Genomic DNA, 16,939 nt, shown 5'->3' with positions numbered 1-16,939 from the left:
CCCTTGCCGAAGGGGATAGCGTTTCGCGAGGCCGCGAAGTGAAGAAGGTGCTTCGCTCCGCTCATACTGCGTGGGCGTTTCACGAAGTGTCTTGCGCAGCACGAACGGAGTGAAACGCCCGCCAGCGGATGAGCGTGTGGGTACAATGGGAGGATGGGGTGATGTGTCTACGTAACGGTAAGGGAGTGGGGCGCGGCACGAAGCGGCTTGCGAAGCAGAAGCGTAGTGCAGCGCCCCACCCCTCCTTTATTTCGACAGCCGGTACGGAACGGTGACGACCTTCACCGACTTGTTCAGGACGAGCCAAGCCAAGAGCACTCCGCCGGTCTTGTTGTGCAACAGCTTGTGCCACCAGCGGCGCGTGATGAACTGCGGCAGCACGATGGTGATGTTCTCCGGCGAATACTTTTGCAGCTCGAAATCCACGAACCGTTGCAGCCGCTTGGCCACCGCCCGGTACTGGGAGTGGATGACGATGAGACGCACACCGCTGTGCAGCCGTTCCCACTCTTCCTCAATCTTCTTGGTCTTGTGCCCCATCTCCTCCTCCGTGTCCCCGGTCACCACGTGCACGGCGATCACGTTCTTGAAGTTGGTGACCGCGTATCGCAGCGCGTTCACGGACGCCTTGTTGACCGATGCGATGGGTACGATGGTGATGCCGGGATCAGACGCGCAGAACGGCTGGCTGAAGTCGTACCGGAGATCCTCCCGGATCTGCTTGTAGTGGCCCGCGATTTTGATGAACATCACGACCATCAGGGGCACGCACACCAACACCAGCCACGCCCCGTCGAAAAACCGCGTCACCAGGAAGGTCGCGCAGGCGAGCCCGCTCATCAGGACGCCGAAGGCGCTCAGCACCAGGCGCGTCTTCCAGCCTCGCTCCCGCTCACGCAACAGGCGCGCCAGCATCCCGAGCTGGGAGATGGTAAAGGTGTAAAACACGCTCACGCCGTACAGCGGGATGAGGCGGCTGACCTTGGCATCAAATCCGATGGTCAGAAGCAGCGAGATGAACGTCAAGAAGACGATGCCGTTGCTGTACACCAACCGATCGCCCTTGTGCAGCATCCAGCGCGGCATGAACCCGTCCCGGGCCATCGTCGACCACAGCGCCGGGCAGCCGGTGAAGGCGGTGTTGGCGGCGATCACGAGGATGCACATGGTCGCCAGCGAGATGAGGACGGTGACGGCGTAACCGATACCGTGATCGCCGAAGACCTCGAGGGCCTCCTGGTTGATGAGGGGCACGTCCGGGTTGTAGCGCAGGCCGTGCACGGTGGCGACGGTGGAGACGATGAAAAACAGCACCGACAAGGTCACGATCAACGCGAGCAGGGTGCGCTGCGCCCGTTTGACGGACGGCTCCTTGAAGACGGGCACAGAGTTGGACACCGCCTCCACGCCGGTCAGGGCGCTGCACCCGTTGGCGAACATCTTCAGGAACAAAAACAGCGACATCCCTTGCACCGCCTGCATGCCGGCGGCGGTGGGCAGATGGATGTCCTCCGGTTGGCGGATGGCTTGAACCGCGGCGCCAGCGCCGAGCAAGAGGATGCAGCCGATGAACAGGTACGTGAACGGCACGAACACGGCAGCCGATTCGCCCGTGCCGCGCAGGTTGACAAACATGATGACGAGCGTCAGGAGGACGTTGAAGAACAGCTTGTGTGCGCCGACGAACGGGATCACGGGGGCGACGGCGTCGACCCCGGCGGCGACGGACACGGCCACGGTCAAGGTGTACCCTACGATCAGCGTCGCGGCCGCCGACAGACCCCAGACGCGGCCCAGGTCGTTGAGCCCGATGGAGTACGCCCCGCCGCCCATTGGATAGTGCGCGATGATGTTGCGGTAGGCCAGGTACAGGAGGAACGCCAGGCAGACGATGAGCCCGGTGCCGAGCATGGAGAAGCCGAGCACGTCGGTGACGCGCTGTTGGGCCATGCCCGCCCCGATGAGGACGGCCAGGATGAGCTCCATCTGGTCGGTGGCGTAGGCGACGCTCGAGAGGGCGTCTGGGGTCATCAGGGCCATGCCTTTGAGGACCCCGATTTTGACGTGCGCTTGTTCACGCGTTTTCAGCGGCCGGCCGACGAGCCACCGCTTCAGGGTGTGGATGGTATCCATCATGAGTCCGATTCTCTCCGTTCCGGATGTCTGTGGTCACGGGTCCTGCGGCTGCAGGACGCGTCGAATGTACTGCAAGCCTGTGTACCTTGCAATGCCCGAAATTCGCCATGCAAACGCATACACGAGCAGCTTGCCGGACTGGCGCAAGACCGCGGGCCACCGCGCTCAGCGGCAATCAGGCGGCCGCGCGCTGGCGCCTTCGGGCGCCTCCGGGGGCGGCCGGCCGCTTGGCGAAAAACCTTGATCATCCGCCCACAGATGCCCTATGATGATCCCATAGCCAATCCACATACCAAACATCCTTCGGGGCAGGGTGAGGCGCTGTGACCAGCGCCAATTCCCGACCGGTGGTGACGCGCGAGCGAAGTCCACGAGCCGCAACCGAGTGGTTGGGCAGGAACTGGTGAGAGTCCAGTACCGACGGTACAGTCCGGATGGGAGAAGGATGACGTGTCAGGTGCGCCCGGCGGCGGGCGTGCGGACCGTGCGTGGCGGCCTTCGGGAGGCCGTCCGCGGAAGGCATTCCGGAAACAACCGGGGTCTTCTGCACGGTTGCAGGGTTCGCCGCTCCAGGGTCCGGGATGGTTTCGCCATCACGGCGGATGCCGACGGCTCTGGAGGTTTCCGTCTCCGGGAGTGCGCTTGGTTCGGACGACCCTGCCCCTTCACGGATGTGAAGGGGCATGTTGTTTTTGGAGGCCTGCGTGACAGAGGACGAACGCTACATGAAACTGGCCATCCAGGTGGCCGAACTGGGGCGCGGCCAGACCTCCCCGAATCCCATGGTCGGCGCGGTGATCGTCCAAGACGGCGAGGTGGTCGGGCAGGGCGCGCATCTCAAGGCGGGCGGGCCGCACGCCGAGGTCCATGCCCTGCGGATGGCGGGGGAGCGGGCGCGCGGCGCCACCGTGTACGTGACGCTGGAACCCTGCAACCACCACGGCCGCACGCCGCCCTGCACAGAGGCGCTGCTTGCGGCCGGGGTGCGCCGGGTGGTCGTCGCCGTCGAGGACCCGGATCCGCGCGTGCAGGGGGCCGGCGTCCGGCGCCTCCGGGAGGCGGGCGTCGAGGTTACGGTCGGCGTCCTGGCGGACGCGGCCCGGCGGCAGAACGAGGTGTTCCTGCACGCGGCGCGCCTGCGGCGGCCGTTCGTCGTCCTAAAGCTGGCGTCGACGCTCGACGGGCGGATCGCGGCGACGACCGGCCACAGCCAGTGGGTGACAGGTCCGGCCGCGCGCGAGCAGGTACAGGCGCTCCGGCGGCGGTACAGCGCCGTCGCCGTCGGCATCGGCACCGCGCTGGCGGACGACCCGCGCCTGACGGTGCGGCCGGCTGGCGTTCCCATCGAGGCGGTGCGCCAGCCGCTGCGCGTGGTGTTCGACACCCGCCTGCGCTTGCCCCCGGACGCCGCGATGCTGCGCGAACCAGGGAACACGATCGTCTACACCACGCGGGAAGGCCTCGCGTCTGCGGGTGAACGGAGCGAGGCGCTGGCCGCGCGGGCGGAGGTCGTGGTGGTGGCTGCGGACGCGGAGGGCCGGGTCGATCCCGCCGCCGCCCTAGCGGACCTGTTCACCCGCGGGATCGACAGCGTCCTGGTCGAGGGAGGCGGCACGCTGGCGGGCGGACTGCTCGGCCGGCGGCTGGTGGACAAAGTGGTGTGGTTCGCGGCCCCGAAGATCCTCGGAGGCGGCATCCCCGCCGTCGGGGGCTGGCGCCGGCGCGCATGGGGGAGGCCGTCACCCTGGCGGACGTGGAGGTGTCGGCGGCGGGGGAGGATATCGTCATCACCGGCTATCCGCGCTACGCGTGAAGGAAGGAGGCGATCCGGGTGTTCACCGGACTGGTGGAAGAGGTGGGCCGGGTGCGCCGCATCGAGCACCGGCAGCACAGCGCGCACATTCACATCGGCGCCAGGAAGGTTCTGGAAGGGGTGCGCCTCGGCGACAGCATCTCGGTCAACGGCGCCTGCCTGACGGTGGTGGCGTTCTCCGCGGACGGGTTCACGGCGGACGCGGTGCCGGAGACCTTGCGCCGGACGAATCTGGGCCGGCTGGCGCCGGGCGACGCGGTCAACCTGGAGCGGGCGTTGGCGCTGGGGGATCGCTTGGGCGGCCACTTGGTCTCGGGCCATGTGGACGGGGTCGGCGTGGTTCGGGCGAAGGCGCGTGAGGGCATCGCGACGGTGTTGACCATCGCGGCACCGCCCGAGGTGATGCGGTACGTGGTGGAAAAAGGGTCCATCTGCGTCGACGGGGTGAGCCTGACGGTGATGGACGTGGCCGACGGTGCCTTCCGGGTGTCCATCATCCCGCACACAGGGGAGCGGACGACCCTGTTGCAGGCGGACGTGGGCCGCGCGGTCAACCTGGAGGCGGACCTGCTCGCCAAGTACGTGGAGGCCCTGCTGGAGCGCCGGGGTCTGGGGGCCGCGGGGCACTCGGCCGGGGCCCTGGCGGAGGCGGACCGCGGGGGCGCGGGCCTCGAGAGGCCAGGGCAGGGCGCGGGGGCGGGCGGCCGCGGGGCCTGAGCCTGGATCTCTTGCGGGCGAACGGATTTGCGTGATCGACCCGTGGTACGGGTGGGCGCGTGATCGACCGAAGGATGAGGACGCGCAGGGTTCGGACGGCGAGATACGGAAAAGAGGTCGATGAACGTGTTGGATCGCATTGAGGACGCCTTGGCGGACCTGCGCCAGGGGCGCATCGTGATTGTGGTGGACGACGAGGACCGCGAGAACGAGGGGGATTTCGTGGCGCTCGGGGTGCACGCGGACGCGTCGGTGGTCAACTTCATGATCACGCACGGGCGCGGACTGCTGTGCGTGCCGCTGACGGAAGACCGGGCGGCGCGGCTCGGTTTTTCGGCGATGGTGGAGCGAAACGAGGATTCGTACGGGACGGCCTTCACGGTCTCGGTCGATCACGCGGCCACCCACACCGGCATCTCGGCCTTCGAGCGGGCGCAGACCATCGCGGCGATTGTCCGCGAAGACAGCCGACCGGAGGATTTCCGCAAGCCAGGGCACGTGTTTCCGCTCGTGGCAAAGCCGGGCGGCGTCCTGCGGCGGGCCGGCCACACGGAGGCGGCGGTCGATCTCGCGCGGTTGTGCGGGGCGCCGCCGGTCGGGGTGATCTGCGAAATCCTGAACGAGGACGGGACGATGGCCCGCCTGCCGCAGCTGCACGAGATCGCGAAGCGGCACGGGCTCAAGCTCATCTCCATCGCGGACCTCATCGCCTACCGCAAGCGCTCGGAGAAGCTGGTGGAGCGGCAGGCGGAGGCGTTCTTGCCCACGGTGTACGGGGATTTTCGGGCGGTCATCTATTCCAACCGGATCGACGACAAGGAGCACATCGCGCTGGTCAAGGGGGACATCGACGGCTCGCCGACGCTGGTGCGGGTGCACTCCGAGTGCCTGACGGGGGACGCGTTCGGATCGCTGCGGTGTGATTGCGGCCCGCAACTGCACGCGGCGCTGCGCCAGATCAGCGAGGCGGGCAAAGGGGTGCTGCTGTACCTGCGCCAGGAGGGCCGTGGCATTGGCCTGTTGAACAAGATCAAGGCCTATGCCCTGCAGGACCAGGGCGCGGACACGGTGGAGGCGAACCACAAGCTGGGGTTTCCGGCCGACCTGCGCGACTACGGCATCGGGGCGCAGATCCTGTATGATCTCGGCGTGCGCCAGATGCGCCTGTTGACCAACAACCCGCGCAAGGTAAAAGGAATCGAGGGCCACGGGTTGACGGTGGTCGAGCGGGTGCCGCTGGAGGTGGATCGCAACCCGTACAACGAGCACTACCTGCAGACCAAAAAGGTGAAGATGGGACACCTGCTGCACCTGTGAAGGCCGAGCGAGTGAGGCGCCCCCACCGACGGGGCCGCCGGTGGCGAGACCTATGTTGCACCTGTGAGTGGAGGATGAGGACATGAGTGTACGGTACCTCGAAGGACATCTGATTGGCCAAGGATTGAAGGTCGGCATCGTCGTCAGCCGGTTCAACGAGTTCATCACGTCGAAGCTGCTGTCGGGGGCCTTGGACGCGTTGAAGCGGCACGGCACGGCGGAGGAGGACGTCACGGTGGCCTGGGTGCCGGGGGCGTTCGAGATTCCGTTTGCAGCGCGCAAGATGGCGGAGTCGGGCCGGTATGACGCCGTGATCGCCTTGGGCGCCGTCATCCGCGGCGCGACGCCGCACTTCGACTACGTGTCGAGCGAGGTGGCCAAAGGCGTGGCCCACGTGGCCCTGCACTCCGGTACGCCCACCATCTTCGGCGTGCTGACGACCGACACCATCGAGCAGGCGGTGGAGCGCGCCGGCACCAAGGCGGGCAACAAGGGCTGGGAAGCGGCGGTCAGCGCCATTGAGATGGCGAACCTGGCCCGGCAGCTGGGCTGACGAGGTGATTCGGAGGACGGGGAGGCCGGGCACCGGCGTGAGGGCGGTGTGGCGGTGTGGCGTGCCCGTCAAATGCCGGGGCGGTCGGTCGGTGGATCCGCGGGATCGAGGCGTTTGAACGGGTGAGCGGCGCGCATCCAGGGATGGCCGTCCTTCGAGCCGGGGGGCGCGGGTGCCTGGATGGGACGGCTGCAGGAAGCCGGCGCCGGCATGCAGAAGATCCCAACGCAGGGATGAACCGAGGGGAGCGAAGGCCCGGTGGCGTTTGGGAGATGGTGGACACAGGCCATCGCAGATGGCGGTGGGCTCCGAAAGACCCTGGATTGGGTGCTCGCCGTGTCGGGTGCGGTGGCGTATCAGTGCGTCGTCCTGCCGGTGCTGAGCATGAGCTTTGCAGTGGCCAGTCTGTTTGTCCTGCACGGGCTGTGGGATGTTGCCGATCCGCTTCATCCCACGGTGCGGGATGTCGTGGCGCTGGCGGGGTTGGCGTTGCCGCTTGCTGTGTCGTACGCACTGGCATGGTGGGTGTTTTGGAGGCTTTTGTCTGCGGAACGGCGGGCGATCCGTTGGTACGCGTGGCGAGTGGCGGGGGCATTGATGCCGTACGTCCTCGCTTTTTGGACATTTGCACCGGTCACGGATGATGTCAGGATGGAACCCACCGCGCCTGCGGAGTGGTACTTTCGCTTTGCCTGCATGGTGGCGGGGAGCCTGATGTTTCCCGTCTATCACGCCTTCATCTATCCCTACGTGTGCAGGCAGAAACCGTGGAAGAGCCGCCGCTTCCTGGTACGGATGGCGGTGTTCGCAGTCGCGTGTGTTGTGGTGTGGGTCGCGGCGTGGCGCGCCTTTCCCTGGGTGTACGGTGGCGTCGCGACACAGGGGCCATAGGATCCCATGGCGGTACGGCGCAAGGGCCGCGGCAACAACGCCGCGGCCCTTGGCATATGTCTGTCAGCGATGATCGGACCGGCCCTCTTGCAGCGACTGAAGCGCGCTCGTCAAGAGCGGCAGCAGCATGATGACGAGGCCGACGAACTTCAGCCACGCGGGCTGCTTGATCAACACGACCATTAAGAATCCGATGATCAGAACGATGGCGTTGCCGATGAACTTCCCTGCCATGGCGAGTCTCCTTCCCCGGGGGTACAGCGTCGGATTCGTTTCACACGTCCATATTATACCGCCCGCCCGGGCGCTGAACCACCGGTTTGGGGCAACACCACGCCAGTTGAGGGGGCGCCACACCGGTTGAGGTGCGGCGCCACATCGCTTGAGGTGCGGCGCCTCATCCTTTCACCGTTAGCGTCAACGGCTTGCCGTTGACGTCCCACTCCTTCGTCAGGTCGCCTTCCATCGGCGCGAAGACGAACTCCCGCACCAGCACCGTCTTGCGGATGTGGTCCTCGTTGCGGCGCAGGATGTCGAGCACCTCGGCGTCGCCGACGGCGCTGAAGACGACGTGGTCGGTGACGTTGTAGTTCACTTCCTTGCGCATCATCTGCATCTTCGAGATGAGCTCGCGCACATACCCTTCCTCCACCAGCTCCGGCGTCAACTCCGTGTTCAGGCCGACGAAGCCGCGCGGCGTGACCGTGACGAGGCCTGGGAAGTTGGCGTGGTAGCGCACCTCCGCGTGCCCTTCCGCGCGTGAGATGACCTGGCCTTCCAGCACGACCTCGCCGGTTTCCTGGAACTGGCGAATCTGCTCCGGCGTCGCCTGTTTGGCCGCCTGGTTCAGGACTGGAACCAGCTTGCCGTAGGAGCGGCCGACCTCCCTGAGGTTCAGGTACAGCTCCGGCGTGGCGATCTCGCCGAGTTCCACGAACACCATCTGCTTGATGTTCAACTCGTCCAGGATGACGTCCTTGAACTTCTCCAGCACCGCCCGCTTGGACGCCGGCACGAACAGGATCGACAGCGGCTGGCGCGTCTTGATCTTGCTCTCGTTGCGCAGATACCGGCCCGCCTCCACCACCGCCAGCACCTCGTCCATCTCCGCCAGGAGATCGCGGTCGATCAAGGCCTCATCCGCCGCCGGGAAATCGCACAGGTGCACGCTGAACGGTGCATCCGGGTAGGCGTCGCGCACCACGTTCTGGTACAGCTCCTCCGCGATGAATGGCGTCAGCGGGGCAATGAGCTTGCTGATGTCCGCAAGGACTTCGTACAGGGTGAGGAACGCCGCCACCTTGTCTTTTTCCATCCCCGACGCCCAGAAGCGATCCCGGTTGCGCCGCACGTACCAGGTCGACAGGTCCGTCACCAGGTCCTGCAGCATCCGTGCGGCCGACGTCGCGTCGTACCGCTCGTACGCTGCATCCGCCCGCTGGATGGTGTCGTGCAGCCGCGCCAGGATCCAGCGGTCCATCAGCGGCCGATCCGCCACCGGCACTTGATGACGGCTCGGGTTGAAGCCGTCGATCCCCGCGTACAGAGCGTAGAAGGCGTGCACGTTCTGCAACAGGTCGATAAACTTCGCCTTCGCCTCTGCCACCGCCTTGTGGTAGAAGCGCTGGGAGTTCCACGGCTGCGTGTTGGAAAGAAAGTAAAAGCGGAGTGCGTCCGCGCCGTGCAGGTCGAAGGCTTCGAACGGATCGATCACGTTGCCCTTTGACTTCGACATCTTCTTCCCGTTCTCATCCACCACGTGGCCCAGCACCAGCACGTTCTTGTACGGCGCCTGGCCCGTGACGAGCGTCGAGATGGCCAAGAGGCTGTAGAACCAACCCCGCGTCTGATCGATGGCCTCGCAGATGTAGTCGGCCGGGTACAGGCGGCGGAAGGCATCTTGGTTCTCAAACGGGTAGTGCAGCTGGGCGAACGGCATGCTGCCGGAGTCAAACCATACGTCGATCACTTCCGGCACGCGCGTCATGGTGCCGCCACAGGAGCACGTCCAGGTGATCTCGTCGATGTACGGCTTGTGCAGCTCGGACGGCAACCGGCCGGCGAGCTGCTCCAGTTCCGCTTTGGAGCCGACGCAGTGGGTTTCGCCGCAGTGATCGCACACCCAGATGGGCAGGGGTGTGCCCCAGTAGCGGCTGCGCGACAGGTTCCAGTCGACCACGTTCTCGAGGAAGTTTCCCATCCGCCCGGCGCGGATGTGTTCCGGCATCCAGTTGACGCCGTTAGAGTTGTCGATGAGCTGCTGTTTCACCGCGGTGGTGCGGATGAACCAGCTGTCGATGGCGTAATAGATCAGCGGCGTGTCGCAGCGCCAGCAGTGCGGATAGGCGTGCTCGTGCTTGTGCTTGTCGTACACCAGGCCGCGCGCCGCCAAGTGTTTGACGATGTCGACGTTAAGATCCTCGTCTTTGACGAAGCGGCCGGCGAAGTCCGTCACCGCGTCCGTGAAGCAGCCGGAGAGATCGACGAAGTTCACAAACACCACGTCGTTCTCCTGACACACGCGGTAGTCGTCCTCGCCGTGGGCAGGGGCCATGTGGACGACGCCGGTGCCCGACTCGTCGGTCACGTGGGTCGAGGTGACGATGATGTGCTTGCGCCCCTCCTGCGTGACGTACGGGAACAGCGGCTCGTACGGGAGGCCGGCGAGATCGACCCCTTTTTTCGTGTCGATCACTCGGTCTCCCTCGCGCAAAAAGTTTGCCTTCAGCCCGGCGGTGACCCAGTAGTTCTCGTTGCGCTCGCCGGAGTGGATGAGCACGTACTCCAGGTCAGGGTGCACGGCCAGGGCCACGTTGCTCGGCAGGGTCCACGGCGTCGTCGTCCAGGCGAGCACGTAGGTGGGCACCCCATCGACGTCCTGCTTGAGCCGGAACTTGGCGGTCACGGACAGGTCCTTGACGTCCTTGTAGCCCTGGGCCACCTCGTGGCTCGACAAGGTGGTCTCGCAGTGCGGGCAGTATGGGCTCACGCGGTGCCCCTGGTAGAGCAGGCCCTTTTCGTAAATGGTCTTGAGCAGGTGCCAGACGGACTCGATGTAGTCGTCGGTCAGGGTCATGTACGGGTGGTCCATGTCGACCCAGTAGCCGAGCCGTTCGGACATCTCGCGCCAGGTGGCCTCGTAGGTGAACACGCTGTTGCGGCACTCCTGGATGAACCGCTCGATCCCGAACGCCTGAATCTGCTTCTTCCCGCTGATGCCGTGCTTTTTCTCGACCTCGATCTCCACCGGCAGACCGTGCGTGTCCCAGCCGGCCTTGCGCTGCACGTGGTAGCCTTTCATCACCCGGTAGCGCGGGTACACGTCCTTCATCACGCGCGTCAGCACGTGCCCGGGGTGGGGGCGGCCGTTGGCCGTCGGCGGCCCTTCGTAGAAGACCCACTCGGGCCCCCCTTCACGGATGCGTTCGCTCTCTTTGAACACGTCGTGCTGCTTCCAGAATTCCAGCACCCGCAGCTCGCGGGCTTTGGCGGGTTCCTTGGCGTCGACCTTGCGTGGCATGGTGCATCCTCCTGTGCGTCGATGTGGCAAATATGTGTGGCAAATAAAAAACCCGCCCCGCGAAGGGACGGGAGGGTTTCCCGCTGTACCACCCTACTTAGCGCCGTGTCCGCACGACTGCCACGGGGATCGTGACCGTGCCGGCCGCGCGTCGCTGCAGGCCGGGCGGCACGCCGGTGCGGCGGCGCTCCATCTGCCAGAACCCTGGCGCATGTGGCCCGGACCGGAGTTATGGCCGTCCGGCCGTCGGCCGTTCATTCGCCGGCCGGCGAATCGGCCGGGTTCTGCCCCGCGGATAACGGGCGGGTCCCGATCCGCCTTACTCCCACGTGTTGGATGCGGTACATTCCGGGCGCCGCGCGCTGGGCACCGGGGGGCCTAGACCTCGCCCGATCCCCGGTCGGGCGCAGAAACGAGCCGTGGTTTCAGCGGATGCCTCAGAGGGGATGTTCGTCTCCGGCCGCGTGCGGGGGTTCCACCGTGTCCCCGCTCTCTGGGACGCGGGATCGGGGACTACTCGTCCTCGTCCTCGGCGTGCTATGGCCGCGCGTGGAACGCGCAATATGGTACCATTGAGTTTAGCAAAAATCGACATCGTCCTCAATAGCGGGCGCGGTTTCGGGCGCGGATCTGCATGGAGCCCGGGCACACCTGCGCGTAATCATGTCCGTGCCGCAGGGTCGAACTACAGGGAGGACTGGTGAGACGGATGAGCATCTTCCTGGATACGACGCCGTTGCGCACGTCGCCCGCGTTTCGGCGGCTTTGGCTCGGCCAGGGCCTGTCCGTGCTCGGCGGCTACATGACCACGTTCGCGGTCACGCTGCAGTTGTACAACCTCACTCACAGCTCCCTCGCGGTGGGGGCGGCCGGGTTGTGCAGCGCACTGCCGGCGATGGCGTTCGTGCTCTTGGGCGGCAGCATCGGGGACGCGGTGGATCGGAGGATCCTGGTGCTGTCCGCCACCAGCGGGCAGATGGCCGTCTCCATCCTGTTCGCCCTGCAGGCGTTCGCCGCTCTTCGCATCCCGGCGTTGCTGTACGGGCTGCTCGTCCTGCAGTCTCTCCTCACCGCCGTCAACGCGCCGGCTCGGCGCACCTTCCTGCCGCGGCTGCTGCCGAAGGACCAGATCCGGGCCGGCAACACGCTGAACATGGTAGTGATGCGCTTTGCCGAGATGGCCGGGCCCGCGTTGGCCGGCGTGATCGCGTCCGTTTGGGGCTTGAAGGCGTGTTACACCCTGGATGCCTTCAGCTTCACCGCGGCGCTGTACGGCGTGGGGCGACTACCGGCGATGCCGCCGGAGGGCGGGCCGTCCCGCCCGACCCTGCGCTCGGCCGCCGAGGGCCTCCGCTTCCTCATTCGGCAGCCGGTGTTGATGGGGGCGTTTTTCGCCGACCTGAGCGTCACCGTCCTGGGGGTGTCGACGGCGCTGCTGCCGGCGCTGAATGCCGCGCGGTTTGGCGGGAACCCGCAGACGCTCGGCCTGCTCATGGGTGCCACGGGCGTCGGTGGGCTGGCCGGCTCCATCTTCTCGGGGCCGCTGCGGCGGGTGTCGCGGGAGGGATTGGCCGTCCTCGTCGTCGGCGCGCTGTGGGGCGGTTGCATCGCACTGCTCGGCGCGAGCGGCGTACTGTGGCTGGCCCTCGCCTGCCTCTTCGTCGCCGGGGCGGCGGACACGATGCTGGTGGTGCTGCGCACGACCATCGTCCAGGTGAACACCCCAGACGCCTACCGGGGGCGCGTGAGCGGGATCGACTACCTCGTCGGGGCGGCCGGGCCGCAACTCGGCAATCTCCGGGCTGGCCTGATGGGGACGGTGTTCCCCGTGGGGGTGGCGCTCGTCATCGCGGACTGTCCAGCGTGGCGGGGGCGGTGGCCGTCGGGATCGCCCTCCCTGCCTTCCGGCACTACCGGGCCTCCCAGACGGGTGACGGGGCGGAGGGCGCACGCGGAGCCAAATGCTCTGTACCCGCTCCGTCGGAGGCGCCGCGGGATCGGGCCACCAGTCCCGGCACCGAGGGCGCCAACGTCCCGCAGAACGTCTCTCCGCCCTAACAGGATGATGCTCATCCGCTCGAAAACGCAAACGTCACACTCGCCTGCGAATGGTGCTCGACGCTCGCTGTGTAGAACCGGGCCTTGTCGGTGAGGTGCAGGACCAATTCCCACTCGGACCCGTTCTTCCGGGCGGAGACGCCGTCGACGTACGCGTTGTGCACCTTCGCCAGCACGGCGGACGCCACGGTGGCCTGGGTCGACGCGAAATGAATGGTCATCTCCCTTCGATCCGCCGCATACTCGGTCCGCATCTTGGGAGCACCATAGGCGCCCGCCATAAAGGGTCCCTCCAGGCCGGGAAGCGGTTGGAAGATGATGGTGATGGTATCGGAGGTCGACGTAACCTCGGCGGCGGCCTCGACCTTCCCATCGCCGAAGGAGACGGATTCGCTCACGGGCAGTCGGGCCGGTTTCCGGGTGACGGTGAAATCGGACTCTGGATCCGGCCGCTCGGCGTACACGTCGTAGGGGAAGTCGATCCCGGGGGTTTCGCTGTACCGGCCGGTCGCCCGAAGCACCACTTTCTCCGGGCTCACCACCTGCTCCAGCTGGACCTCGTATGACCGGCCCGCGAGGGGGAAGTGCCGCCCCGTGCGCAGGTCCCACCAATCGAATTCGCTGAAGAGGGTTGGGTCCCACCGGGTTTCCACGATGATCGCATGATAGGCAGGATAGGGATGGACGCTGACCACCTGCACCGGCCGGCCGGACAGGGTGGGCTGCTCCTGGTAGTACCGCCGGATGTCGTCCAGCGTGATCGCGTCGGGTGTGGTGTCTCCCGGAAGGATCCCGCTGGATGCCTGGACCTTCTCGTCCTGCGCAGCGGCGGCGTTTTCCTCGGACGCCGTGGCGCCGATGCCCGCCGCTGAGGCCGCCTTCGTGGCGTTGGGCCCCGCGATCGACATGGCTGTGCCATTTTCAGCGGACGAGAAGGCCTGCTTTTGGCCGATGACCGGGTGGTGGAACAGCAGGATCAGCGTCCCGCCACAGACCCCCACCATGAGGGCAGCCGCCGTGCCCGGCCCGATCAGGCGTTCCCAACGCCAGGAACGCCGGGAGAGGCGGGGATGGGCCATCTCCCGCTCGATGGCCGCCCAGATCTCGCGGCTCTTCTGCGGGTCCATGCGGAGACGGGACGCCTCCGACAGCAGGTTCAAGACGTCTTCCTCAGCTTTCACCGGGTTGCACACCTCCCGCTGGCGCTTCGCCCCACATCCTCCGCAGCTCCATCATCGCCCGATGCGCCGTGGTCCGCACCTTGCTCGCCGACCACCCGAGCACCTGTGCTGTCTCCTCCACCGATAGGTTCTCGATGTAGCGGAGGACCACGACCTGCCGGTACGCGGGTCTCAGTTGCCTCAATGCCCACTCCACTTCCAGTACGGTATCCGCCGTCCCATCCTCTCGGCCCACGTCCTGCAGCTCCCGTCGAGAGATGTATTTGTTCTCCACCCTGCGCTTGCGGTGGACGTCTGCGAGGTAGTTCTTGGCGATCCGGATCAACCATGTTCGGGCGGAGGCTTCCCCCCGGTACGATCCCCACGCCCGCAGCGCGCGCAAGAAGACCTCCTGCACCGCGTCGTACGCATCGGGCGCGTTGCCGAGCATCATCCGGGCGTACCGGTACACATCGTCCGCATACTGCCGGTAGAGCGCGTGGAGCGCTTCGTTGGGCGGGGCGGCATCGTTCATCGGAATGCGCGTCACCTCCGGCGGGCCCGGCGGGATCGACCGGGAGATGTGGCGGGCTGGGTCGCGCTGGCTCCACTGGGTTTGGCTGCGCCGTTTGCGGCCCTCGAATTCAATAGACGTACGAGACGGTGGCGGCATCGCAGCGGGACGCAGAAATGGGGTGAGTCGGGTGTGGGTGGGGGCACGGTGGTCAGACATCGGCTGTGGGCTCGGGCGTCGGTGGCGGGGCATCATACGGCGCAGGCAGTGGGGCTCGATACGGGCATGGGCGGCGGGACACCGTGCGGCGCCGGCCGGGTCCTAAACGCAAACCGTGCGTTATGGAGGCGGACGCGGTCAGGTTTACATGCAGAAAGTGCGTTATCGGGGTGGCCGCGGGATCAATAAATACACCGATTTGCGTTAACCAAGCCTCGCTGGGCGCGCCCGGCCGGCACTAAGTACAAAACGGTGACAATGACGGTCTGAGTATAAGAGGTTAATTCAAAAACGAATGCTAACCGGCTCGGTGACCGCTGAGTTAAGGACAAAACCTTGATAAGCGGTGTCGCCTCGGCCATCGTCACCCCGGCTACCGTCGCCTCGGCTCCCCACCCGCCTTCGTCCTCCCCGACCGCGCCTCGGAGGCGGGCGCCGTACCGTCATACGTCCAGGCCCGCATAGACTGGGGCAACCTGCGCACACCTTGCACGTAAGGAGGTCTGTCCCGTGAATCGCACGCACACGAACACACCCATCGCTGCGATCCCGTCTCCCGCCCCTTCGCCTGCGGCCTCGGCTTCTCCTTCTGTGCCCTTTCCGCAGGCCACCCAGCCTCAGGTCAATCCTTCTCCGCAGGCGACTCCGTCACCTGACCCATCGCCTCAGGCCAACCCATTCCCTCAATCGGCCCCATCCCCGTCACCGTCGTCGGCCTTACAAGACCGTCTGGTGACGTCGGCCCGCGACGCCATCGACGACATTCTGCAGCGGGTGGGGGGCGTGGAGCGCAGGGTGCTGGGCGAACTCTCGCGTTTCCTGTGGCCTCGCCTGGAGCGGGCGATCCGTGGGGCGGACGACGCACAACTGCGAGAGGAGTTGATGCGCTGGCGGAAGCGGATCGACGAGGTGCTCCAGGACGGGACGACACACCCCAATGCCTCCCACGCAGGACGGCGATCGAGACAGCGCCGGCCCGCCAGGAGGACGAATCGGAGCCGCATGGTGCGGTCGATCCGCTGACCCCCTGTCGGCCATAGATAAAAGCCGGGCATCCTGCCAACTCCTAGCCTGGCCCGCCCGGCTGCCCGCCCCGTCGTTCCTCCCACCCGTCTCAATAGGTCCGTCCCACATCGTCAGGTGGGTATTGACCCCGAAGGAACTCCGTCACGGTCTTCAAGAAGGCTTCCGGGTCCTCGATGGCCGGATGATGGCCTACATCGGCAAACGTAACTGTTCTCGCGCTCGGGCAGTATCTTTGGTACAGCACCTGAGCGGCGCAAAATACCGCATCGAGCGATCCAGCGAGTACCAGTACAGGACAGCGGATGTCTCGTAGTTGATGCGTGAGATCGGTATGATAGGCCTCGGCCTCCAAGTACCGCGCGTTTTCGTTGTCCATCGCGGCCGCGCGTTCGGCAGCGCGAACCCATTTCATACGGTCTGGACGTCCCTCCTGTAACAGACTCCAAACTCGGTAGCGGGCGCGGCGCCGTTCCGCAGTTTCAGGGCGCCAGGCCCAACGCACCACATATCCGGTGCTCGAGGCGATCAAACGGGCGGTCCTCGATGGGCCAAGAACCCGCAACGTCGGCACCAGCAGGCGCTTCATCGATCCACAAGGTGTTGTTGCCACCAGAATGAGCGCGTCAAGGTGTCGTCCGCTCTGCAACGCGTAACGCTGGGCCACAAAACCGCCCAGCGAGTGAGCCAGAATTGCGATGCGGTTGTGACCGAGGAAAGCGCGCAGGTCATCCAAGTCGGCAGCCAATTGCTCGAACCGGTATGTTTCTGGACCGGCCCGCCCTGAACGCCCGCTGCCTCGATAATCGTGGTACACGAGCGTGAAGTGGTGCGCCAGAGGCTTGAGGGATTCGCTCAGATACGAAAAGGTTGCATTTGGTCCCCCATGGCAAATGTAAAGAGGAGGACCGGAGCCGTGGGTTTCGAAATGGATGTGTGTTCCATCCGCCGTGCGAAATGTACCCTGTACAACTGAAAGCGTCTCATCTGTACGCACGCGGTTCACTCCTCCAGTATG

At 66.0% G+C, this 16,939-nt stretch carries 13 protein-coding genes and 1 riboswitch; of the genes, 7 read left to right on the top strand and 6 right to left on the bottom strand.

The window, feature by feature from the left end:
* Positions 1–246 precede the first annotated feature (246 nt).
* Positions 247–2,136 carry an APC family permease gene (locus tag N687_RS0108955; RefSeq protein ID WP_051663092.1) on the bottom strand — a complete coding sequence of 630 codons (1,890 nt, stop codon included), beginning with the start codon at positions 2,134–2,136 and terminating at the stop codon, positions 247–249.
* A 295-nt stretch (positions 2,137–2,431) separates the two neighbouring features.
* Positions 2,432–2,586, top strand: a riboswitch (FMN riboswitch).
* Positions 2,587–2,819: 233 nt separating this feature from the next.
* Between N687_RS0108955 and ribD the strand changes: the two genes are divergently transcribed.
* The 5 genes from ribD to N687_RS0108930 all read left to right on the top strand — a co-directional run bounded on the left by ribD (position 2,820) and on the right by N687_RS0108930 (position 7,427).
* On the top strand, positions 2,820–4,112 hold the full coding sequence (gene ribD / locus N687_RS20920) for a bifunctional diaminohydroxyphosphoribosylaminopyrimidine deaminase/5-amino-6-(5-phosphoribosylamino)uracil reductase RibD (RefSeq protein WP_331280133.1): 1,293 nt from the start codon (positions 2,820–2,822) through the stop codon (positions 4,110–4,112).
* Complete coding sequence (locus N687_RS20915; protein WP_331280159.1) at positions 4,001–4,666, top strand: riboflavin synthase; 666 nt, start codon at positions 4,001–4,003, stop codon at positions 4,664–4,666. The genes ribD and N687_RS20915 overlap by 112 nt, the downstream gene beginning before the upstream one ends.
* A 120-nt stretch (positions 4,667–4,786) precedes the next feature.
* Positions 4,787–5,983: a bifunctional 3,4-dihydroxy-2-butanone-4-phosphate synthase/GTP cyclohydrolase II gene (locus tag N687_RS0108940; RefSeq protein ID WP_029421529.1), complete on the top strand. Its 1,197-nt coding sequence runs from the start codon at positions 4,787–4,789 to the stop codon at positions 5,981–5,983.
* A gap of 82 nt (positions 5,984–6,065) precedes the next feature.
* The gene (ribE, locus tag N687_RS0108935) at positions 6,066–6,536 is read left to right on the top strand and encodes a 6,7-dimethyl-8-ribityllumazine synthase (RefSeq protein WP_029421528.1); all 471 of its coding nucleotides are present in this window, start codon (positions 6,066–6,068) and stop codon (positions 6,534–6,536) included.
* 258 nt (positions 6,537–6,794) lie between these two features.
* Complete coding sequence (locus N687_RS0108930; protein WP_029421527.1) at positions 6,795–7,427, top strand: hypothetical protein; 633 nt, start codon at positions 6,795–6,797, stop codon at positions 7,425–7,427.
* Positions 7,428–7,490: 63 nt separating this feature from the next.
* Here the strand turns inward: N687_RS0108930 and N687_RS23850 are convergent, their stop codons facing one another.
* Both N687_RS23850 and ileS read right to left on the bottom strand, forming a co-directional pair.
* Entirely contained in the window at positions 7,491–7,661 is a 171-nt protein-coding gene (locus N687_RS23850; RefSeq protein ID WP_156040093.1) for a hypothetical protein, read from the bottom strand.
* Between the two features lie 163 nt (positions 7,662–7,824).
* Positions 7,825–10,947 carry an isoleucine--tRNA ligase gene (ileS, locus tag N687_RS0108920; protein ID WP_029421526.1) on the bottom strand — a complete coding sequence of 1,041 codons (3,123 nt, stop codon included), beginning with the start codon at positions 10,945–10,947 and terminating at the stop codon, positions 7,825–7,827.
* A gap of 709 nt (positions 10,948–11,656) precedes the next feature.
* On the opposite strand from ileS, the gene N687_RS0108910 reads away from it, so the two are divergent.
* Positions 11,657–13,099 (top strand): MFS transporter, encoded by a 1,443-nt coding sequence (locus N687_RS0108910; RefSeq protein ID WP_051663090.1) that lies wholly within the window; start codon positions 11,657–11,659, stop codon positions 13,097–13,099.
* Here N687_RS0108910 and N687_RS0108905 read toward each other — a convergent pair.
* The gene (locus N687_RS0108905; protein WP_029421524.1) at positions 13,017–14,186 is read right to left on the bottom strand and encodes a hypothetical protein; all 1,170 of its coding nucleotides are present in this window, start codon (positions 14,184–14,186) and stop codon (positions 13,017–13,019) included. The two genes, N687_RS0108910 and N687_RS0108905, sit on opposite strands and share 83 nt — an antisense overlap.
* Complete coding sequence (locus tag N687_RS0108900; protein WP_051663089.1) at positions 14,176–14,700, bottom strand: RNA polymerase sigma factor; 525 nt, start codon at positions 14,698–14,700, stop codon at positions 14,176–14,178. Before N687_RS0108900 ends, N687_RS0108905 begins: the two co-directional genes overlap by 11 nt.
* A 708-nt stretch (positions 14,701–15,408) precedes the next feature.
* Between N687_RS0108900 and N687_RS23845 the strand changes: the two genes are divergently transcribed.
* Positions 15,409–15,921 (top strand): hypothetical protein, encoded by a 513-nt coding sequence (locus N687_RS23845; RefSeq protein ID WP_156040092.1) that lies wholly within the window; start codon positions 15,409–15,411, stop codon positions 15,919–15,921.
* A gap of 91 nt (positions 15,922–16,012) precedes the next feature.
* On the opposite strand, the gene N687_RS23035 is transcribed toward N687_RS23845, so the two are convergent.
* Positions 16,013–16,918, bottom strand: a complete 906-nt coding sequence (locus N687_RS23035) for an alpha/beta fold hydrolase (RefSeq protein ID WP_197029245.1) — start codon at positions 16,916–16,918, stop codon at positions 16,013–16,015.
* Between the last annotated feature and the right edge of the window lie 21 nt (positions 16,919–16,939).

The organism is Alicyclobacillus macrosporangiidus CPP55 (assembly GCF_000702485.1).
GTDB classification, from domain to species: domain Bacteria; phylum Bacillota; class Bacilli; order Alicyclobacillales; family Alicyclobacillaceae; genus Alicyclobacillus_H; species Alicyclobacillus_H macrosporangiidus_B.
Note: the sequence above shows the minus strand (reverse complement) of the source record. Positions and strands in the feature narration are given on the sequence as shown.

Bases quoted from the DNA above. Each gene is read 5' to 3' on its own strand.
- ribD (WP_331280133.1), top strand. From the start codon at position 2,820: ATGTTGTTTTTGGAGGCCTGCGTGACAGAGGACGAACGCTACATGAAA.
- N687_RS0108910 (WP_051663090.1), top strand. From the start codon at position 11,657: ATGAGCATCTTCCTGGATACGACGCCGTTGCGCACGTCGCCCGCGTTT.
- N687_RS0108900 (WP_051663089.1), bottom strand. From the start codon at position 14,700: ATGAACGATGCCGCCCCGCCCAACGAAGCGCTCCACGCGCTCTACCGG.
- N687_RS0108955 (WP_051663092.1), bottom strand. From the start codon at position 2,136: ATGATGGATACCATCCACACCCTGAAGCGGTGGCTCGTCGGCCGGCCG.
- N687_RS0108940 (WP_029421529.1), top strand. From the start codon at position 4,787: ATGAACGTGTTGGATCGCATTGAGGACGCCTTGGCGGACCTGCGCCAG.
- ileS (WP_029421526.1), bottom strand. From the start codon at position 10,947: ATGCCACGCAAGGTCGACGCCAAGGAACCCGCCAAAGCCCGCGAGCTG.
- ribE (WP_029421528.1), top strand. From the start codon at position 6,066: ATGAGTGTACGGTACCTCGAAGGACATCTGATTGGCCAAGGATTGAAG.
- N687_RS23850 (WP_156040093.1), bottom strand. From the start codon at position 7,661: ATGGCAGGGAAGTTCATCGGCAACGCCATCGTTCTGATCATCGGATTC.